General features: G+C 75.6%; 21 protein-coding genes. 9 read left to right on the top strand and 12 right to left on the bottom strand.

What is annotated here, in order from left to right; all coding sequences use genetic code 11:
* Positions 1 to 195 precede the first annotated feature (195 nt).
* A complete protein-coding gene (locus ACZ6EM_RS38710) occupies positions 196 to 759 on the bottom strand; it encodes an EF-hand domain-containing protein (protein ID WP_465774519.1) in 564 nt (187 codons plus the stop codon).
* Between the two features lie 302 nt (positions 760 to 1061).
* On the opposite strand from ACZ6EM_RS38710, the gene ACZ6EM_RS38705 reads away from it, so the two are divergent.
* Complete coding sequence (locus ACZ6EM_RS38705; RefSeq protein ID WP_465774518.1) at positions 1062 to 1826, top strand: hypothetical protein; 765 nt, start codon at positions 1062 to 1064, stop codon at positions 1824 to 1826.
* 113 nt (positions 1827 to 1939) lie between these two features.
* Here ACZ6EM_RS38705 and ACZ6EM_RS38700 read toward each other — a convergent pair whose 3' ends face one another.
* The 3 genes from ACZ6EM_RS38700 to ACZ6EM_RS38690 form a co-directional block, all read right to left on the bottom strand.
* Positions 1940 to 2017: a hypothetical protein gene (locus ACZ6EM_RS38700; RefSeq protein ID WP_464336931.1), complete on the bottom strand. Its 78-nt coding sequence runs from the start codon at positions 2015 to 2017 to the stop codon at positions 1940 to 1942.
* A 109-nt stretch (positions 2018 to 2126) separates the two neighbouring features.
* The gene (locus ACZ6EM_RS38695; RefSeq protein WP_380353340.1) at positions 2127 to 2630 is read right to left on the bottom strand and encodes a cupin domain-containing protein; all 504 of its coding nucleotides are present in this window, start codon (positions 2628 to 2630) and stop codon (positions 2127 to 2129) included.
* A gap of 136 nt (positions 2631 to 2766) precedes the next feature.
* Positions 2767 to 3231 carry a MarR family transcriptional regulator gene (locus ACZ6EM_RS38690; protein WP_465774517.1) on the bottom strand — a complete coding sequence of 155 codons (465 nt, stop codon included), beginning with the start codon at positions 3229 to 3231 and terminating at the stop codon, positions 2767 to 2769.
* A 141-nt stretch (positions 3232 to 3372) separates the two neighbouring features.
* Between ACZ6EM_RS38690 and ACZ6EM_RS38685 the strand changes: the two genes are divergently transcribed.
* Positions 3373 to 4929, top strand: a complete 1557-nt coding sequence (locus ACZ6EM_RS38685) for an alpha/beta hydrolase (RefSeq protein WP_465774516.1) — start codon at positions 3373 to 3375, stop codon at positions 4927 to 4929.
* Positions 4930 to 5087: 158 nt separating this feature from the next.
* Here the strand turns inward: ACZ6EM_RS38685 and ACZ6EM_RS38680 are convergent, their stop codons facing one another.
* On the bottom strand, positions 5088 to 5975 hold the full coding sequence (locus ACZ6EM_RS38680; protein ID WP_465774515.1) for a LysR family transcriptional regulator: 888 nt from the start codon (positions 5973 to 5975) through the stop codon (positions 5088 to 5090).
* Between the two features lie 65 nt (positions 5976 to 6040).
* Here ACZ6EM_RS38680 and ACZ6EM_RS38675 point away from each other — a divergent pair, with 65 nt between their 5' ends.
* Both ACZ6EM_RS38675 and ACZ6EM_RS38670 read left to right on the top strand, forming a co-directional pair.
* Positions 6041 to 6862, top strand: a complete 822-nt coding sequence (locus ACZ6EM_RS38675; RefSeq protein ID WP_465774514.1) for an NAD(P)-dependent oxidoreductase — start codon at positions 6041 to 6043, stop codon at positions 6860 to 6862.
* A gap of 345 nt (positions 6863 to 7207) precedes the next feature.
* Positions 7208 to 7591, top strand: a complete 384-nt coding sequence (locus ACZ6EM_RS38670) for a VOC family protein (RefSeq protein WP_380633776.1) — start codon at positions 7208 to 7210, stop codon at positions 7589 to 7591.
* A 40-nt stretch (positions 7592 to 7631) separates the two neighbouring features.
* Here ACZ6EM_RS38670 and ACZ6EM_RS38665 read toward each other — a convergent pair whose 3' ends face one another.
* Together ACZ6EM_RS38665 and ACZ6EM_RS38660 are read right to left on the bottom strand one after the other, a co-directional pair.
* Complete coding sequence (locus tag ACZ6EM_RS38665) at positions 7632 to 8048, bottom strand: VOC family protein (RefSeq protein WP_401053598.1); 417 nt, start codon at positions 8046 to 8048, stop codon at positions 7632 to 7634.
* A gap of 5 nt (positions 8049 to 8053) precedes the next feature.
* Positions 8054 to 8533: a helix-turn-helix transcriptional regulator gene (locus tag ACZ6EM_RS38660; RefSeq protein WP_465774520.1), complete on the bottom strand. Its 480-nt coding sequence runs from the start codon at positions 8531 to 8533 to the stop codon at positions 8054 to 8056.
* A gap of 249 nt (positions 8534 to 8782) precedes the next feature.
* Here ACZ6EM_RS38660 and ACZ6EM_RS38655 point away from each other — a divergent pair, with 249 nt between their 5' ends.
* The 3 genes from ACZ6EM_RS38655 to ACZ6EM_RS38645 all read left to right on the top strand — a co-directional run bounded on the left by ACZ6EM_RS38655 (position 8783) and on the right by ACZ6EM_RS38645 (position 11612).
* Positions 8783 to 9979 (top strand): PP2C family protein-serine/threonine phosphatase, encoded by a 1197-nt coding sequence (locus ACZ6EM_RS38655; protein ID WP_465774513.1) that lies wholly within the window; start codon positions 8783 to 8785, stop codon positions 9977 to 9979.
* 265 nt (positions 9980 to 10244) lie between these two features.
* On the top strand, positions 10245 to 10823 hold the full coding sequence (locus ACZ6EM_RS38650; RefSeq protein ID WP_401052940.1) for a carbonic anhydrase: 579 nt from the start codon (positions 10245 to 10247) through the stop codon (positions 10821 to 10823).
* A 156-nt stretch (positions 10824 to 10979) separates the two neighbouring features.
* Complete coding sequence (locus ACZ6EM_RS38645; RefSeq protein WP_452179818.1) at positions 10980 to 11612, top strand: flavin reductase family protein; 633 nt, start codon at positions 10980 to 10982, stop codon at positions 11610 to 11612.
* Positions 11613 to 11684: 72 nt separating this feature from the next.
* Here ACZ6EM_RS38645 and ACZ6EM_RS38640 read toward each other — a convergent pair whose 3' ends face one another.
* Complete coding sequence (locus tag ACZ6EM_RS38640; protein ID WP_359906603.1) at positions 11685 to 12275, bottom strand: hypothetical protein; 591 nt, start codon at positions 12273 to 12275, stop codon at positions 11685 to 11687.
* A 413-nt stretch (positions 12276 to 12688) separates the two neighbouring features.
* On the opposite strand from ACZ6EM_RS38640, the gene ACZ6EM_RS38635 reads away from it, so the two are divergent.
* Positions 12689 to 13852: a serine hydrolase domain-containing protein gene (locus tag ACZ6EM_RS38635; protein WP_465774512.1), complete on the top strand. Its 1164-nt coding sequence runs from the start codon at positions 12689 to 12691 to the stop codon at positions 13850 to 13852.
* A 4-nt stretch (positions 13853 to 13856) separates the two neighbouring features.
* Positions 13857 to 14642 carry a MerR family transcriptional regulator gene (locus ACZ6EM_RS38630; RefSeq protein ID WP_465774511.1) on the top strand — a complete coding sequence of 262 codons (786 nt, stop codon included), beginning with the start codon at positions 13857 to 13859 and terminating at the stop codon, positions 14640 to 14642.
* A 63-nt stretch (positions 14643 to 14705) separates the two neighbouring features.
* Here the strand turns inward: ACZ6EM_RS38630 and ACZ6EM_RS38625 are convergent, their stop codons facing one another.
* From ACZ6EM_RS38625 to ACZ6EM_RS38610, 4 genes are read right to left on the bottom strand one after another with little or no spacing between them, the layout of a single operon-like run.
* On the bottom strand, positions 14706 to 15140 hold the full coding sequence (locus ACZ6EM_RS38625) for a lasso peptide biosynthesis B2 protein (protein WP_465774510.1): 435 nt from the start codon (positions 15138 to 15140) through the stop codon (positions 14706 to 14708).
* Positions 15137 to 15394 (bottom strand): lasso peptide biosynthesis PqqD family chaperone, encoded by a 258-nt coding sequence (locus ACZ6EM_RS38620; RefSeq protein WP_401056245.1) that lies wholly within the window; start codon positions 15392 to 15394, stop codon positions 15137 to 15139. Before ACZ6EM_RS38620 ends, ACZ6EM_RS38625 begins: the two co-directional genes overlap by 4 nt.
* Positions 15367 to 17214 (bottom strand): asparagine synthase-related protein, encoded by a 1848-nt coding sequence (locus tag ACZ6EM_RS38615; RefSeq protein ID WP_465774509.1) that lies wholly within the window; start codon positions 17212 to 17214, stop codon positions 15367 to 15369. Before ACZ6EM_RS38615 ends, ACZ6EM_RS38620 begins: the two co-directional genes overlap by 28 nt.
* Positions 17215 to 17224: 10 nt before the next feature.
* Entirely contained in the window at positions 17225 to 17344 is a 120-nt protein-coding gene (locus ACZ6EM_RS38610; RefSeq protein ID WP_396302912.1) for a lasso RiPP family leader peptide-containing protein, read from the bottom strand.
* Positions 17345 to 17566 lie beyond the last annotated feature (222 nt).

Below are 17566 nucleotides of genomic sequence, written 5' to 3'. Positions count from 1 at the left end.
GGAACAGAAAACAAGGGGGGAACTTATTGGGGGACGAGTTTACTGGGGTCGAACCCCCCTCGGCGGGGGGTGCCCGTCGGGGCCCCTCGGCCCCGCCCCGCCCCCCCGCCGCCTCGCCTACCGGCCCCGCCCGCCCCGCCCCGGACGTGCGGTGCCCATCGGTCACGTCCCGCTACGCGCCCCCGGGGCGCCCGGCTACCGGGCCCGGAGCGGGTGCTCGCCCGCCCACCAGTTGCCGGGGGCCTCGGGGTCGCGGCTGGTCCAGTACTCCACGATCGCGCCGACGAACTCCTCGCGGGACAGCACGCCGTCGCCGTTGCGGTCCAGGTGGCGGAAGGCGGCGTCGGCCCGGTCGCGGCCGAGGCGGGGGACGTGGCCGTGGTGGAAGGCGTAGAACTCCTCGGGGTCGACCGTCCCGTCGCCGTCGGCGTCGGCGATGGACAGGAAGACCTCGGCGAGCCGGCCGACCGTCGCGGCGGCGGCCCGCGGGTCGTCGGCCAGGGTCAGGGTGGAGGCGATGAAGTCGTCGCGGCCGATCTCGTCCGCGCCGCCGGCGTGGGGCTGGTGGAGGTCGCGCCAGATGGTGACGTAGGCGTCGATGATCGCCTGTTCGGCGGCGGAGCCGGGCTCGTGCCCGAGCGCGCGGGCGGAGGCCCGGCCGCACAGGACGTGGTCGTGTTCGGTGAGACGGCCGTCGCCATCGGCGTCGAGGTGGTCGAAGCCGAGGGCGATCTTCGTGGTCAGCAGGTCGTCGTTCACGGGAGCCTCTCTCCGGTGCCGGTGCCGGTGCCGGTGCCGGTGCCGGGGGCGGGGGCGGGCGGTCGTGATCAGCATCGCGCAGCCGGCCCGCGGATCGCCGCAGCGGCACGGGCCCGTGGCCCGGTCCGCGGCGGGTCTCCGGCCCGGTCTGCGGCGGCTTTCAGGCGGCCGGCGGTGGACGCGCTCGGCAACCGGGCGGCCACGGAGGGGAGTTGAGTACGGGCGCGGATTGCGGGGCCGGGTGCGGGCGGGACAGGGTGTGGGACGCAGACGCGCGTGCGACCCGAGAGGACCCCCTGCTGGTGAAGAAGCTGCTGAAGGACGTGGCCACGAGCCTCGTCTGTCTCGTCGTCATGCTGGTGAACCCGGTCCTCAACGGTGTGCAGTCGCTGCGGGCGATGCACTGGCCCACCGAGCGGCGCAAGCTGAAGCTGGTCGACTCGCCGGCGGCGCGGGCGGCCCGGGTGGCGGAGCGGGAGCGGATCCGGGGACTGGTCGAGGCGCTGGGGGCGGTGGAGGGGGTCGAGCACGTGCTGACCCAGGTCCTGGACCAGTCCACCCTCCCGTCCTCCTACGGCCTGGACCACCCCCGGGACACCCTGCTGGTCTGCCGGATCTACGCCCGCGCCTACTTCGTCGTCCGGGAGGACGTCCTCGATGTCCTGCGGCGGATCGAGGCGGCGGACGTGGTCCGGTGGCAGGCCCACGGCCAGGGGCCGGACCCGGCCGGCAGCCTCGACCACGCGCTGCGCTGGCACCGCAACGGCGGAATCGACGCCGACGGCCGGCGGATGCAGTCCCCCTGCCTGTCCAGCCCCGGCGCGACGCTGACCTGGGACCGGGACGGCATCCCCCACCGGGACCCGATCCCGGCGGGCCCGTACATCAACCGGCTCTACGTGTTCGAGCAGACGCCGGCGGACGTGGACGCGGCGCAGCTGCTGAGCGAGGTCCGCGCGGACGGGCGGGGCGTGGTCCTGGAGCTGGCGTTCGGTGCGAACCGGGTCGGCTACTGCCAGTACCACAAGGTGGCGCGCGGCGGCTTCCTGGGGCGCGGGCGGCTCTGAGCCGGGGGCCTCGGAGGACAGGGGCTCTTCGGACAGCGACCGGACAGCGACCGGGCGGCGCCCGGAGCGGCCGGGAAGGCCGTCCGGGCGCACCTCACCCGTTCAGCCGCGGCTCAGCACTGGGGGCGGCGGCCGTGGTTGGCCCCGCGCCTGGCCCTGGCCTTCTTCTTGCGGCGGCGCTTCGACGACATGGCCACTCCTCTCGCAACCGGGACACCCCCCCGGGCTACCACCGTTCCACACCCGGGCGGGCCCGGCCCGTCGAGCGGCCCGGACCCGTCGGGCGGCGGCGTGCGGGACTCAGGCGCCGTCGCCCGCCAGGGCCGCCCGCCAGGCCGGGCTGTCCACGTAGTGGTTGTCGAAGCGCTCCGCCGAGGCGGCGATCGCGCCCGGGTCGCTCTCGCCGCGCATGACGCTGCCCAGCAGGCGCAGGTAGTCGAAGCGGTCCATGCCGGGGGTGAACACGCACAGCACGTCGGCCTCGGCGCCGGGGGCGGCGGCGAAGGCGTGCGGGGTGTGCGGGGGCACGGCGAGGAAGTCGCCCGCGCCCAGCACGGAGACCTCCTCGCCGACCAGCACCCGCAGCGAACCGCTGATCACGAAGAACAGCTCCCAGGCCCGGGTGTGGAAGTGGGCGGGCGCTCCGGGGGCTCCGGCGGCGAAGGTGGAGCGGTAGACGGTGAAGCCGCCCTCCTCCGGGGCCGAGTCGGCCAGCAGGGTCATGGTGGAGCTCGGGTCGGTGCAGGTCTCGGCCTCGGCGCAGCGGGTCAGGACGGGGGCGGTGGTGTTCTTCGTCGTCGTCATGTGACCAGCCTATGGGTGAAAAGACCGCCGATCAGGTGGCAATCGGCGATCGTTTCCATGGGTCAATTCCCTCCTGCGACCGGGCCCGTGCCGTCCTGCCGGGGGCGGTCGGTCGGGGGCGGTCGGCCGGGGGCGGTCAGTCGGGGAGGTTGCCGTTGCCGCCCAGGTTCGCCACCATGCGGCGCAGCACGTTGATCGTGGTCACGAACTCGTCGGTGTCGATGCCCTGGTGGGCGCGTTCGCTGATCCTCAGGTTGCGTTCGCGGGCGCGCAGGCGGCCGGCCTCGCCCTGCTCGGTGAGGGTGAGGGCGCCGTCGGCGTCCTCGGTCAGCCAGCCGCGGGCGATCAGGTCGTCGTAGACGGTGTCGAAGGCGGTGTCCTGGTCGTCGTAGGGGGTGAGCCGCTCGGTCAGGGTCGTGCGGGTCCATCCGCCGGGGCGGCCGGCCGCGTGGTTGAGCGTCCACCAGTGGGGCTGGGTGAGTCCTTCCACCGCCAGTTGTTCGCGCAGGCCCTCCACCACCAGGCGGCGGAAGACCTCGCCGGTCCATGCCCCGATGGGCTGGGCGGCGATGATCTGCGGTTCGTAGGTCTTGATCGTCATGTCCGGTACTCCTTCGGCTGATCGACGATCGACTGATCGTCAGGACGCGACCGACCGTAGGACCTCAAGCCGACTTGAGGTCAAGGCGGATCGGGGGCCCTGATCCCCGGTGGTGGCCAACTCCCTTCTAGGCTGGCCGACATGAAGACCGCACCGGCGCTCGCCACCGCCCTCGCCCTGTCCGCGGCCACCGTGCTCACCGCAGCCGTCCCCGCCTCCTCCGCCTCCTCCGCGCCCTCGGCGCCCTTCGCCTCCTCCGCCTTCTCCGCCTTCTCCGCCTCCTCGGCCGGCACCGATCAGCTGGAGCCCTACCGCCGCCAGCCACTCGCCTGGGCCGCGTGCCAGGAGCCGCAGTTGGCCGCCGCCGGCGCCGAATGCGCCTCCCTGACCGTTCCGTTGGACTACCGCGAGCCGCGGGGCCGCACCCTGTCCCTGGCCGTCTCCCGGATCAGGTCCGCGGACCCGGCCAAGCGCCGGGGCGTCCTGCAGACCAACCCCGGCGGCCCCGGCGATCGCGGGCTGGACATGCCGGTCGCGCTGCGGGAGCAGCTGGCCCCCGGGACGGCGGCGGCCTACGACATCGTCGGCATGGACCCGCGCGGGGTCGGCGCCGGCGGCCCGGACTGCGGCCTGACCCGCGGCACGTGGCTGCGCTCGGCCGGCACCGGCCGGGCGGGCTTCGAGCAGGCCTGGCGCCTGGCCAAGGCCGACGCGGACGCCTGCTGGAACAAGCACCCCGATCTGCTGCCCCACCTGACCACCCGCAACACCGCCCGGGACGTCGACGTGCTGCGCGCGGCGCTGGGCGAGCAGCGGACCTCCTTCTTCGGGCAGTCCTACGGCGCGATGCTGGGCGCGGTGTACGCGCAGCTGTTCCCGCAGCGCGTCGACCGGCTGGTGCTGGACAGTGCCCTGGACCCGGCGCGGTACGGCATGGGGGCGTTCCAGGACATGGCCGGCGCCAACGAGCGTGCCCTGGACGACTTCGCCGCCTGGGCCGCGCCGCAGGACGGCGCCTACCACCTGGGCGCCACCCCGGCGGCGGTGCGGGCCACCGTCGAGCAGTTGGCGCGCCGGGCCGAGGCGGCGCCGATCGCCGTCGACGGCTTCCGGCTCGACGGGGCCCTGCTGCCGGTGCTGCTCGCGGTCTGCCTGAGCGACGACCGCGACGGCGCCCTGTGCGCGGACGTGCTGCGGCAGTTGCTGGACGCCGCCGACGGCCGGCCGGTCCAGGCGGGCCCGGCCCTGCACCAGCTGCTGACCATGCTCCTCGCCCCGGGCCCGGAGGCCGGCGCCGGCCTGTCGTCCGCCCTCGGCATCCTGTGCGACGACGTGGCGATGCCGCGTTCGGCCCCCTGGTACCGCGATGCCGTCGAGCGCTCCCGCGCCGCCGAACCGCTCTTCGGCCCGGTCTACAACGCCCCCGTCCCGTGCGCCGCTTGGCGCAGCGCCCCGCTGGAGCCGCCCGTCGAGGTCCGCAACGCCGTCCCCGCCCTCCAGCTCCACGCCACCGGCGACACCCACGCGACCTACCAGGGCGCCCTGGCGCTGCACTCCCGCCTGCCCGGCTCCCGCCTGGTGACCGTCCCGGGCCGCGTCCACACCCTCTACCTCAACGCCTACAGCGCGTGCGCGAACGCGGCGGTGGACGCCTACTTGTCCTCGGGGGCGCTGCCGGCCGCGGACACCGTCTGCTGAGCCGATGCGTGTTGCACAGCGGTCCCCCTCGCCCGTTCCCGGAGTTCCGCGTGGGGCTGCTTCCGCCTGACCCTGCTGTCCCGGCCCCGCCGTCCGGCCGTCCCGCTCCTCGGCGGCCCGGCGGTCGGCGCCCTGACCGCCGTCCTCGCCCTGCGCCGCTAACCGGCGCCCTCGCGCAGGAGCGCCTCGAAGGCCGCCACCGCCGGCGGCACCCGCTGCCCGCGCCTGGTCACCGTGTACACCTGCCGGACCGGGGTGTCGTCCGGGTGCAGGGGGACGAGGGCGATGCCGGGGCGGCCGACGCGGGCGGCGAGGGAGGGGATCAGGGTGGCGCCCAACCCGGCTGCCACCAGGCCGAGTTTGGCGGTCCAGGCGGCGACGGTGTACTCGATGCGGGGCTGGAACCCGCTGCGGACGCAGGCGGCGAGGAGGGTGGATTCGGCGTGGCGGCGGGCGGCGATCCAGGGTTCGTCGGCGAGTTCGGCCAGCCGCAGGCGGCGGCGTCCGGCGAGGCGGTGCCCGCGCGGGAGGGCGACCAGCACCGGGTCCTCCATCAGCGGGCGGACGTCGAACCGGTCGCCGTCGGCGGCGGGTTCGGTGTACGAGGCGACGAGGGCGAGGTCGACGGCGCCCTCGGCGAGCAGGTCCAGCAGGTGCGCCGCCAGCCCCTCGGTGAGGCCGATCTCCACATCCGGGTGCGCGGCGCGGAAGGCGGCGAGGGCGCCGGGGACGAGGTCGGCGTTGGCACTGTCGAAGGCGCCCACCCGCAGCCGTCCGGCGGTGAGTTCGGTGAGGGCGGTCAGGTCGCGCCGGGTGGCGTCGAGCCGTTGCAGCATCGCCTCGGCGTGCGGCAGCAGGGCGCGGCCGTGCTCGGTCAGCCGTACGCCGCGCGCCAGCCGGTCGAACAACGGTGTTCCCAACTCCCCTTCCAGGGTGGCGATCTGGCGGGAGATCGCGGACTGGGTGTAGCCCAGTCGCTCACCGGCGGCGGTGAAGGAGCCCAGGTGTGCGACGGTGCGGAAGACGTCCAGCCAAGCCATGTCCATTGCGCATGACTACCATGCCGGACATTCGCTTGTCGCCTGGCTCATGGCTGCCTAGCGTGGCGGCCATGAAGAAGATCGCTTTTCTGGGACTGGGCCGGATGGGCCTGCCGATGGCCCGCCGACTCGCCGACACCGGGCACCCGTTGACCGTCTGGAACCGCTCCCCCGGCCGCGCCGCCGGCCTCACCGGGACCACCGGGACCGCCGGGGTCACCGGGGTCACCGAGGCCACCACCCCGGCCGAGGCCGTGCGCGGCGCGGACGTCGTCGTCACCATGCTGTCCGACCCGGCGGCCGTCGCCGAGGTGGCCGGGCAGTGCGCGGCGGAGCTGGCACCGGGCGCGCTGTGGATCGACATGTCCTCGATCGGCCCGCGGGCCACCGCCGACCTGCGCGCCGGGCTGCCGGACGGCGTCGCCCTGGTGGACGCCCCGGTACTGGGCAGCACGGGCCCGGCGGCCACCGGCGGTCTGACGGTCTTCGCGGGCGGCGAGGACGCCGACCTGGACCGCGCGCAGCCCGTCCTGGAGCAGCTGGGCCGGGTGCGGCGCTGCGGCGGCCCGGGCTCGGGCGCGGCGCTGAAGGTGGTGGTGATCGGCGCGATCGTCGCCTGCGTCACCGCCCTGGGCGAAGTCCTGGCGGTGGCCGAGGAGTTGGGTGTGCCGCAGGAGCAGGCGCGGGAGGTGCTGTCGGCCGGGCCGCTCGCGGGGGTGGCGGCCCGGGCGTTCACCACGGAGTCGGACTTTCCGGTCCGGCTGGCCGCCAAGGACCTCGCCCTGGCGGGCGGCGGCCCGGTGCTGGCGGCGGCCCGCGAGGTGCTGCTGGCGCACCCGGAGATCGCCGAGCAGGACCTGTCGGCGGTGCTGGGGGCGCTGCGGGCCCGGTAGCTCACCGGCGGGGGCCGCCGCCCGGGCGGTGGCGGTGGCCCCGGGCCCCGACCGACGGCCCGGCGCCGGTGCGCGGGGCGGGTGGCCCGTCAGTCGTGCGAGAAGCGATGCACAATCTCCTTGGGCGGCAGCGGGCCGTGCCGGATACCCGAAAAAATACGGATAGGGGTATCTCGACCTGCGACAACAGCACCCATCCCGCGGTTCATTCCCCCACCGGCCGACCACCGCCCGGCGGCCCCGCCCGCCCCACGCATCGGCCTCCGGCCCCGGAGGCACCCCGTCGTCCGGGCGGGCGGATCAATTCCCTTGCGTCGCGACATGATCGACGTAGGCTGACGGACCATGGCATGCCGCATCAGTGAACTGGTCATCGAAGCCGCCGACCCCGAGCGGCTCGCCGCGTTCTGGAGCGAGGTCCTCGGCTACGTCGAAGTCGGCCGCGAGGGCGGCGGCACCATCGAGATCGGGCCGCCCGGCACCGGCTTCGGCGGCCCGCAGCCCACCCTCTTCTTCCTCCCCAACAGCGAGCCGCGGCCCGGCAAGCTCCGGCTGCACATCGACGTCAACCCCACCGACCGCGACCAGGACGCCGAGCTGGAGCGGCTGCTCGCGCTCGGCGCCGAGCCGGTCGACGTCGGCCAGCCCGCCGACGCCGCTTGGCACGTCCTGGCCGACCCGGAGGGCAACGAGTTCTGCCTCCTGCACACCCGGCTCCAGCCCGTCTGACCCGCCACGGGCCGCACAGGCCGCCCCAGGCCGCCGGCCGCTACCTCGTGCGCGGCTGGTTGAAGCGCAGCATGTTGCCCGACGGGTCGCGGAAGGCGCAGTCGCGCACCCCGTAGGGCTGGTCCATCGGCTCCTGGAGCACCTCGGCGCCGGCCGCCCGCAGCCGCTCGAAGGTGGCGTCGCAGTCGTCGGTGCGGAAGATGACACCGCGCAGCAGGCCCTTGGCGAGGAGTTCGGCGGCGGCCCGGCGGTCGGTCTCGGAGGCGTGCGGGTCGGCCAGCGGGGGCTCCAGGACGATCTCCACGCCGGGCTGGTCGGGCGAGCCGACGGTGACCCAGCGCATGCCCTCGAAGCCGACGTCGTTGCGCACCTCGAAGCCGAGGACGTCGCGGTAGAAGGAGAGCGCCCGGTCGTGGTCGTCGACGGCGATGAAGCACTGCGCGAGTTCGATGCTCATGCGCGTCACGCTACGGGAGCGCCGGGGCCGCCGTCCCGCCGGGCACCCTCGGCGTCCTTGGCCCCCTTGGCCTCCTTCGTCCCCTGGGCCCCCTTGGCCTCCTTCGTCTCCTGGGCCCCCTTGGCCTCCTTGGCCTCGGCGCGGCGCACCGGGCGGGTGCGGACCTTGGCGATGCAGGCCGGGATCGCCGCGCCCGGCTCGTGGTCGCCGGCCCGGTAGGCGCTGGGGCTCTGCCCGACCAGCTCGGTGAAGCGGGTGCTGAAGGAGCCCAGCGAGGTGCAGCCCACCGCCATGCACACCTCGGTCACGCTCAGGTCCCCGCGCCGCAGCAGCGCCTTGGCCCGCTCGATCCGTCGGGTCATGAGGTAGCTGTACGGGGTCTCGCCGTAGGCGGTGCGGAAGCTGCGCGAGAAGTGGCCGGAGGACATCAGCGCGGTACGGGCCAGCGCCGGAACGTCCAGCGGCTGCGCGTACTCGCGGTCCATCCGGTCCCGGGCCCGGCGCAGCCGCACCAGGTCGTCGAGCGGTACGCGGCCCGTGGGGGTCGCACGGGAGGACGGAGGCGTGGACGGTGACGGCGGCGTGGGCGGGGGTGTGGACGGGGAGGACACACCGGCCACCGTACCGAGCGCCGCCGACAGTCGCCGTCCCCCGCCCGGCGCAGCCCGCTCGCGCCCGCCCCGCCGCGCCGACCACCCTGGAGGGACGGCCGGGCGGCGGAGAGGACGGCAGGGGTGGACCGCAACGATCAGCAGCCCGCCGCCCCGCGCGCCCCCGCCAACCGGGCGGTGGTGCTCGGCGTGCTGGCCGCCACCGCCGCCGTGCTGCTGGTCCAGGCGGCCAGCGGCACCAGCTCCCGCCTGGTGCTGCTGCTGGTGTTCCTGCCCGCGCTGCTGGCGGGTCTGGGCACCGTCGCCCAGACGGTGGCCGTCTCGGTGTGGGTGATCGCCGTGATCGTGGTCCACTCGCTGGTGGTCCCGCCCGGCGACCTGCCGGCCCGGCTGGGCACCCTGGTGGGCGTGGTCGCCGCCGAGGGCGCCGTGATCGGCCTGTGCGCGCGGCGGGTGCGGCACGAGCGGCAGCTGTCGCGGATGCGGCAGAGCGCCGTCGCCCTCCAGCGCCAGCTGCTGCGCCCGCTGCCCGTCACCACCTCGGACGTGCGCCTGGACGGGCTGTACCGGCCGGTGGAGGAGGACGCCATGGTCGGCGGCGACCTGTACGACGTCGCCGAGACCCCGCACGGCACCCGGGTGCTGGTCGGCGACGTCCAGGGCAAGGGCCTGCCCGCGATCGGGACGGGCTTCGCGGTGCTGAGCGCCTTCCGGGAGGCGGCCTTCCGCGAGGCGCGGCTGCCCGCCGTCGCCGATGCCCTGGAGGCGGCGGTGGAGCGGCACAACGCGTACGCGGTGCAGAGCGGCGAGCAGGAGCGGTTCGTCACCGCCACCGTGCTGTGCGTCGGAGGCCCGGACGGGACCGGGACCGGGAACGGGGACGGGGCCGGGGCCGGGGACGGGACCGGGACCGGAGAAGGAGCCAGGACCGGAGAAGGGGGCGGCTCCGCCACCGAGGTACGGGCCGTCAACTGCGGCCACCTCTCCCCCTACCTGCTGCACGCCGACGGCCGCGTGGAGCCCGTCCCCCTGGACGCCGGCATCCCGCTCGGCCTCGCCGCTCTGGCCGCCCCCGGCGAGCCGCGCCCCGTGCGGCGCTTCGCGCTGCCCGGGGACGGGGTGCTGGTCCTGCTCACCGACGGCATCACCGAGGCCCAGGACGCCTCCGGCACGTTCTACCCGGTCGAACAGGGCCTGGCCGACCTTGCCGCCACCCCCGCCGACGCCCTGCCCGAGGCCCTCGACCGGCGGGCCCGGCGCTGGAGCGGCGGCCACAGCCGCGACGACGTCACCGTCCTCGCCCTGCGCCCCGCCCCGTAGCCGCCGGACCCGCGGCCCGGGCCCGTCGGAGCGGTACGGGCCCGCATGGGGCGCATGAGGCCGTACGGAGGTCGCGTGCGGATCGCACGGGGTCGTACGGGCCCGTCCGTGGGGCCGTCCGACCCTTGACCCCCGGCTGCGGGCTCCACCTGCGGCGATCTAGGGTGCAGACATGATCCCCACACCGATATCCGAGCCCGAGCCCGGCCCGCTCGACGGCCCCACGGACGACTTCCTGACCGACCCCGCCCAGGCGCTGCGGGTGATGATGCAGGGCAACGCCCGGTTCGTCGCGGGCAACCCCGAGCACCCCAACCAGGACGCCGGGCGCCGCGCGGCGCTCGCCCCGGCGCAGCGGCCCTTCGCGGTGCTGTTCGGCTGTTCGGACTCCCGGCTGGCCGCCGAGATCATCTTCGACCAGGGCCTGGGCGACCTGTTCGTGGTGCGCACCGCCGGGCACGTCACCGGTGCGGAGGCGCTGGGCAGCATCGAGTACGGGGTGAGCGTGCTGGACTGCCCGCTGGTGGTGGTGCTGGGCCACGACTCCTGCGGTGCGGTGGCGGCGGCGCTGGAATCCCTGGAGCAGGGGCAGCTGCCGGGCGGTTTCGTCCGGGACGTGGTGGAGCGGGTGACCCCGAGCGTGCTGTCCGCGAAGGCGGCGGGCATCGAGGACAGCGACGGGATCGTGGACGAGCACATCCGCCAGACCGTGGAGCTGCTGGTGGAGCGCTCGCAGGCGCTGGCCGCGAAGGTCGCCGAGGGGAAGGTGTCCGTGGTGGGCCTGTCCTACCGGCTGCGCGACGGCCGGGCCCGGCTGATCGCCGCCCGGGGGCCGGTGGGCTGACGGAGCGCCCGCCGCGGCGGGCCCTGCCGTCCTCGGGAGCCGCAGGACCTGCGGGACCTGCGGGAACGTGATGTCCGATCACCGCCAGCGCCCCCGGCCGGGCCGGGGCAGAGTCGGTGACCGCAACGATTCCCCATCCCGAGGACGGCAGTTCCCGTGCACAAGGTCATCGATCTCAAGGTTCTCTATTTCGGCACCCCGGTGGTGCTGATCGGATCCCGCAACGAGGACGGCAGCGCCAACCTCATGCCGATGTCCTCGGCGTGGTGGCTGGGGCAGTCCTGCGTGCTGGGTCTGGGCGACAGCTCCCAGACTGCCGCCAACCTGCGGCGCGAGGGCGAGTGCGTACTCAACCTGCCCTCCTCCGCGCAGGTGGACGCCGTGGACGCCCTCGCGCTGCTGACCGCCGCCCCGCAGATCGCCGAGTACCGGCTGAAGCAGGGCTACCGCCACGAGCGGCGGAAGTTCGCCGCCGCCGGTATGACCGAGCTGCCCGGCGAGCTGGTGCGGGCGCCGCGTGCCGCCGAGTGCCCGGTGCAGTTGGAGTGCCGGGTGGAGTCGGCGACGGCGCTGACGGGCGGCGGGCGCACCGCCTTCGAGGTGTCGGTGGTGCGCGCCCACGTCGAGGAGAGCCTGCTGGTGCCCGGCAGCGACCACTACGTCGACCCGGTCGGCTGGGACCCGCTGATCATGAAGTTCTGCGAGTTCTTCGGCGACGGGCGGCGCCTGGCCCCCTCCCGCCTCGCCGAGGGCTGGCAGATGCCCGGGCGGCTGCCCGCCGCCGTGTGACGTGACACCCGCTCAGCCCTCGGGCCCCCGGCTCAGCCCTCGGGCCGCCGGCTCACGGCCGCGCTCCCCCGCTCACGGCGCGACGGTCGCCCCGCAGGAGTCGCACACCCGCGTCGCGGGCAGCTCCAGGAAGCAGGTCGGACAGATCGCCGGCGGGCGCGGCGGGGCGGCGACGGCGGCCTTGCGCTCCACCGAGGCGCGCAGGCGCGGGGCCAGGGCGGGCGTGCCGCCGTCGGCGGGCAGGTCGGCGCCGAAGTGCCGGTAGCAGGCCAGGCGGGCGGCGGCCGCGTGCTGCTCGCGGTCCATCTCCGCGGCCACCGGCGGCTGGCCGGCCACCGCCAGCACCTCCTGGTAGCCGGGGCCGACCCGGCCGTCCGTGGCGTGCACCACCAGGGCCGTCAGCGGCGGGTCGCCGCGCCGGTGCGCCTCGCGGATCACCAGGGACAGCACCTTGCCGATCCAGTGCCGCTGGTTGACCCGGGTGCGTACCCCGGAGGCCTCCTGCACCGCTTCGGCCAGGTCCGCGTAGCTGATCACCGCGTGGTAGCGGCGCGCCACCTCCACCAGGGCGGGGTAGGCCGCCCTGGTCCACACGATGTGCGCCTGGGTGGCGCCGACCGCCGCGCCGTCCGACACCCGCCAGTAGCTGTGCTGCTCCGTCATCCGCCCGCCCCTGTCCGTCTTGTCCGTGTCTGTCCTCCGCAGTCCCCCGCCGCAGCGAGGCTACCCCGCCCCGGAACGGCACCCTCGGGCGGGGCCTCGCCTCGGACGGGGCTTGACTTCAAGTCCTGTTGAAGTCGTGGAATGGGTGCCGACCGCAGCCGTACGGGCAACCCCGCGGTCGATGCCCCGCCCGTACGGACCCGTACCGGGGCCGGGGCCGCCGTCTTCCCGATCGTGCCGACGGCGGCCCCGGTCCCGGGTCACCCCGTCCCCGTCCCCGTCCCCGTCCCCGTCCGTGCGGGCACGCCGCGGCTGTGAGCCGGATCACGGTTGAGGTTGACCTCGGGTCAGGGTGCAGGCTCCCCCCATCGGGCCCGATGACCACGCGGGCCCCACGGATACGAGGGGGCAGCATGTCCACCACCCACCACTCCACCCACCACCTCGGCCACCACCTCGGCCACGGTCCGGACCGCCCGGAGCTGCGGCGGGCGATCGAGGAGATCGCCGAGTCCGGCTTCCTCGGGGTGCAGGTGCGGGTGAACGACGCGCGCGGCGAGTGGGTCGGCAGCGCCGGGGCCCGCGAGCTGGGCCGCGACGGCAGGCCGCCGGCCGACGGGCACTTCCGCGTCGGCAGCGTCACCAAGAGCTTCGTCGCGACCTCGGTGCTCCTGCTGGTCGCCGAGGGCCGGCTGGCCCTGGACGACCCGGCCGGCGACCACCTGCCCGGGTTCGGGCTGGACCGGCGGATCACGGTGCGGATGCTGTTGCAGCACACCAGCGGGGTCTTCAACCACACCGGCGAGCCGGCGGAGGACGGGACGTTCGTGCCGGGCGTCCCGTGGCGGGGCAAGGAGTGGGTGGACGCCCGCTTCCGCACGTACCCGCCCGAGGAGCTGGTGCGGCTGTCGCTGTCCCGGCCGGCGCGGTTCGCGCCGGGGGCGGGCTGGAGCTACTCCAACACCAACTACGTGCTGGCCCGGCTGGTGGTCGAGCGGGTCAGCGGCCGCCCCTTCGCCGAGGAGCTGCGGCGGCTGGTCCTGGAGCCGCTGGGGCTGACCGGCACGGTGGCGCCGGGCGCCTCGCCGGAGGTCCCCGCGCCGCACGCCCGCAGCTACTACCGCTACGAGGACGCCGGGCGGGAGCGGACGCTCGACGTCACCCGCCACGACCCGTCCTGGGTCGCGGCCGGCGGCGACATGATCTCCACCACCCGGGACCTGCACACCTACGTCTCCGCGCTGCTCGGCGGCAGGCTGCTGCCGCCCGGCCTGCTGGCCGAGATGCGCACGCCGGAGGCGACGATCGGCTACGGACTGGGGCTGTTCGCCCAGGAGAGGGAGGGCGGCACCGTCTTCCACCACAACGGCGCCACCATCGGCTCGGCGGCGCTGATGTACGGCTCGCCGGACGGCGGCACGACCCTCACCGCCGGGCTGAACTACGTGGACGACGCCGACGTGTCCATCGCGGCGGCGTTCCAGAGCGCCCAGCGGCGGCTCGTCGACGAGGTGTTCGGCACCGGGACCGGCCCCACGGCATCCGGTCGTACGGCATCCGCTCGTACGGCAGGCTGAACGGATGACGAACGGATTCGACGGAGTCACGATCGGGCAGGCGGCGGCGTACGTCGGCGTCACGGTGAAGACGGTGCGGCACTACCACCGGCAGGGGCTGGTCGACGAGCCGCAGCGCGACGCCTCCGGCTACCGGCGGTACGGGTCGGGCGAGTTGCTGCGGCTGGTGCAGGTCCGGACGCTGGCCGCCGCCGGGGTGCCGCTGGCGGAGATCGGGCCGCTGCTCGACGCCGACGGCGAGCGGTTCACCGCCGCCCTCGCCGACGTGGAGCGGCGGCTGGACGAGCGGATCGCGGAACTGACCGCGCGCCGCGACACCCTGCACCGGCTCGCCGACGGCGACCGGGCCCTGCTGCCCGACCGCGCCTGCGCGGCCCTGGAGCGGATGCCCGGGCTCGGCTTCGGCCCCGACTACGTGGCGGCGCAGCGTGAGGCCCTGGTGCTGGCGCGGGCACTGGTGCCGGAGGGCTTCGACGGCTTCCTGACCCAGCTCGAACACCGCCTGGACGACCCGGAGTTCGTCGATCTGGCCAGACGCGGCCAGGAGGCCGAGGCCTGGGCGCCGGACGATCCGAGGATCGAGGAGCTCGCCGCCGCCATGGCCGACCGCTGCCTCGCCAACCCCGCGCTCCTGGGGGACCCCGACAGCCTGCGCGCCTGGGCCAGGGCCTCCGTCCAGTACCGGCTGATCGACCGCCACCGCGACGACGAGGCCCCGGTCTCGGCCCGGCTGACCGCCCTCACCGAGGCCAGGCTGCGCTCCGCCGGCATCCCGGCCCCCCACCGGTAGCGGCCCCTGCCGGGCGTGCGCGGGAAGTCGGCCCGTCCGACTTCCCGTGCCTCCTGGTCGGCGTCAGCGGCCCGGCGTCCGGGGCGGGGGCGGGGCGATGGTGATCAGCGGGTGGAAGTGGGCGAGTTCGGCGGGTTCGTCGACGGGTTCGCCCTCGGCCTCGATCCAGGCGTGGGCGCGGAAGGGGGCGGTGCGCACGCCCGTGCGCCAGGTCGGCCAGCTGCCCCGGGTTCGGCACAACAGGGCTGCGGCGATGGAACGTTGAAGACAGCCCTGGCCGGCGCAGCGCATGCTGAGCGCGACCACGGCCTGCCGGGCGGCGAGGGCCTCGGCCCGGCGGGCGGGCCGGGCGCCGCGGCGCAGCGCGAGCATCACCCGGCGGATCCGGGCCGGGGGGAGTTTCTCGATCAGCCGGGCCGCGCCGATCGCGGCGAGGGCGGCGGGCCGCAGGTGCCGGGGCGGGCGGCCGGCGCGGGTGGCGTGGGCGTGCAGGCTCATCCGGTGACCAGTCCGGCGGTGCGCAGGTTCCGGTGCAGCCGCTCGACGTCGGAGCGCGCCCGTTCGGCGGTGACCGGGTGGCGGCCGGCGAGGTCGGTGGCGATCTCGTCGGTGCTCCGGCCGTCCAGCAGGGATCGCAGGGTGAACAGCCCGGTGCGGTTGAGCTGGTAGTAGCGGCCGGAGCGCTCGTCGAGCAGGACGGCGCCGTCGTCGGTCGGGGTGAGCGTCACGTCGGGGCGCAGCTCGGCGGCCATGCGGGCTCCTTCGGTGGGCGGTCGGGGGTGGCGGGGTGGGCGCGCAGCCAGTGTTCGCAGGCGAGGGTGGCGTCGAGGGCCGCGTAGGGGGTGCCGGGCGGGTAGAGCCCGAGGCAGGCACGGCGCAGTGCGTCGGGGTCGATCAGTCCGGCGCGGGCCAGGGCGCTGTCCTCGATGAGGGCGGCGAGTCGGGCGCGGTGGCGGGCGAGGCCCTGGTGGGCGTCGGGGGTGAAGTCGCCTTTGCCGGTGCGTCGCAGGAGGTCGGCGGGGACGTCAGGGGCGAGGGCCTCGGTGAGCAGTGGCTTGTAGGCGAAGGGTGTGCCGCGGGTGGCGGGTTCGGCGGCGAGGCAGGCGTCGAGGACCTGGTCGTCCAGGTAGGGGGCGCTGTGGGGTACGCCCGAGCGTGCGGTGGTGTCGTTGAGTTGGCGTAGGGCGGCGGCGCTGCGGCGGACGAGGTGCAGGGTCTGGTGGTGGGTGTGGTGCGGTGCCAGGGGTGGTGTGCCGTGGAGGGCTTCGAGTTGTTCGCGGACCAGGTCGGCGGCGTGGGGGGTGGCCCAGGGCGGCAGGCGGGGTTCGGTTCCCCAGCCGAGGAGTTGGGTGGTGGGTGGCGGGTGGGGGTGGGTGAGGCGGTCGGTGGCGTGGGCGAGCCAGGCGGGGTAGGGCCGGGGGTCGGTGAGGGCGCCGAGGGCGTCGGGCAGTTTCCAGCGCAGGCGGGCGCGGTGGCCGCGCAGGTGGCGGGTGGCGGTGGCCGGGTGTCGCGGGAGGAGGGTGCGCAGGTAGGCGGGGAGGGCTTGGAGGGTCTCGTCGCCGCCTTCGCCGCTGAGCCGCAGTCGGGCGCCGTGGGCGGCGAGCAGTCGGGTGACGGCTTCGTCGCGGGCCCTGGTGCGGGTCCAGGCGTACGGTTCGTCGCCCTGGGGGCCGGGGGTGTCGATGTCCGCGAACATGGTGGGGAGGTCCTCGGCGGGCAGGACGAGTCGGCTGCCGGGCAGGTGGCGGGCGGCCCGGTCGGCCCAGGCGGCGTCCTCGTGGTGCGGGTCGAGGGAGCCGAGGGTGACGGTGAGCAGGTCGGCGGGGCCGGTGGCGGCGAGGAAGCACAGGGGGGTGGAGTCGAGTCCGCCGGAGAGGTCGGCGGCGACGATTCCGCCGCCGCGGGTGCGGGCGGCGACGGCCCGGTGCAGGGCCTGTCGCAGGGCGGTGGCGGCTTCGGGGCGGGGTCGTTCGGGGGCGGGCGGGTGCCAGTGGGCGTGGGTGCGGGCGGGGCGGCCGGGGGTGAGCAGGGCGGCGTGGTGCGGCGGTACGGGGGTGATGCCGGGCCACAGCGGGAGGGTGTCGGCGGGGTGGGGCAGCGGGTGGGCGAGGTGCAGGGCGAGGCGTTCGGGGGACGGGGTGAGGCCGGCCGCGGCGGCGAGGGTGTCGGCCCGGTCGGCGAGGACGGGGACGCCGTCGATCTCGGCCAGGTGCAGGCGGTGCAGTCCGGACAGTGTGCCGCGGGCGGCGACGGTGCCGTGCACGGTGGCGATCAGGTGGAAGCTGCCGGCCAGGTCGGCGGCGAGGGCGAGGGCGTCGTACGGGTCGCGGATGCGGGCGGCGCTGCGGCGCAGGTGGTGGGCGTCGGTGTCGCAGGTGCCGAACACGGCCAGCGCGACCGGTCCGGCCTGGGCGGTGACCGGTTCGTCGTCCGGCCAGTGGCCGAGGATCCAGGGGCGTCCGCTGGGGTGGTGCAGGGCACGGCGCTCGGCCGTGCCCCGCGCCGCGGCCACCGCGGCTCCGGCGTCGGTGTCCGGCAGGACCACGAACCGGGTCCGCCGGTGACCGTTCACGGCCCGGTCCTCAGGGGGCGAGGTAGTAGCCGTGGACGTCGGACTGGTTGCCGATGTCGAAGCCGCGGGTGAGGTCGGCGAAGTCGCCGAGTTCGATCAGCTCCGGGGGCTCGTACACGTCGTCGGTCATGACGATGTCCTCTCTTTTGCGGGGAGTTGGACACGATCGCCGGCCGGCGGTCTTCCACTCTTCCTGCTCGGTTCGCCGACGGACAAGCGGTGCCGGGCGCTTCGGCCGGATCCCGACGGCCCCCGTGCGCGTGGTCGCGGGCGCTCCCGGGACTGGTGGGCACCGGGGTTCGCGGGCTGCGGGGGCGGCGGGGGCCGGGGCCGGTTTCGGCCAGCCGTGGAC

This window comes from Kitasatospora sp. NPDC041917, assembly GCF_055589745.1.
The sequence above is the reverse complement of the archived record's forward strand: the minus strand, read 5'-3'. Positions and strand labels throughout refer to the sequence as shown.

Coding starts and splice junctions, on each gene's coding strand:
- ACZ6EM_RS38685 (WP_465774516.1), top strand. CDS start 3,373: ATGAAGACCGCACCGGCGCTCGCCACCGCCCTCGCCCTGTCCGCGGCC.
- ACZ6EM_RS38630 (WP_465774511.1), top strand. CDS start 13,857: ATGACGAACGGATTCGACGGAGTCACGATCGGGCAGGCGGCGGCGTAC.
- ACZ6EM_RS38670 (WP_380633776.1), top strand. CDS start 7,208: ATGGCATGCCGCATCAGTGAACTGGTCATCGAAGCCGCCGACCCCGAG.
- ACZ6EM_RS38695 (WP_380353340.1), bottom strand. CDS start 2,630: ATGACGACGACGAAGAACACCACCGCCCCCGTCCTGACCCGCTGCGCC.
- ACZ6EM_RS38690 (WP_465774517.1), bottom strand. CDS start 3,231: ATGACGATCAAGACCTACGAACCGCAGATCATCGCCGCCCAGCCCATC.
- ACZ6EM_RS38610 (WP_396302912.1), bottom strand. CDS start 17,344: ATGACCGACGACGTGTACGAGCCCCCGGAGCTGATCGAACTCGGCGAC.
- ACZ6EM_RS38680 (WP_465774515.1), bottom strand. CDS start 5,975: ATGGACATGGCTTGGCTGGACGTCTTCCGCACCGTCGCACACCTGGGC.
- ACZ6EM_RS38650 (WP_401052940.1), top strand. CDS start 10,245: ATGATGCAGGGCAACGCCCGGTTCGTCGCGGGCAACCCCGAGCACCCC.
- ACZ6EM_RS38665 (WP_401053598.1), bottom strand. CDS start 8,048: ATGAGCATCGAACTCGCGCAGTGCTTCATCGCCGTCGACGACCACGAC.
- ACZ6EM_RS38620 (WP_401056245.1), bottom strand. CDS start 15,394: ATGGCCGCCGAGCTGCGCCCCGACGTGACGCTCACCCCGACCGACGAC.
- ACZ6EM_RS38640 (WP_359906603.1), bottom strand. CDS start 12,275: ATGACGGAGCAGCACAGCTACTGGCGGGTGTCGGACGGCGCGGCGGTC.
- ACZ6EM_RS38700 (WP_464336931.1), bottom strand. CDS start 2,017: ATGTCGTCGAAGCGCCGCCGCAAGAAGAAGGCCAGGGCCAGGCGCGGG.
- ACZ6EM_RS38625 (WP_465774510.1), bottom strand. CDS start 15,140: ATGAGCCTGCACGCCCACGCCACCCGCGCCGGCCGCCCGCCCCGGCAC.
- ACZ6EM_RS38675 (WP_465774514.1), top strand. CDS start 6,041: ATGAAGAAGATCGCTTTTCTGGGACTGGGCCGGATGGGCCTGCCGATG.
- ACZ6EM_RS38660 (WP_465774520.1), bottom strand. CDS start 8,533: ATGGACCGCGAGTACGCGCAGCCGCTGGACGTTCCGGCGCTGGCCCGT.
- ACZ6EM_RS38635 (WP_465774512.1), top strand. CDS start 12,689: ATGTCCACCACCCACCACTCCACCCACCACCTCGGCCACCACCTCGGC.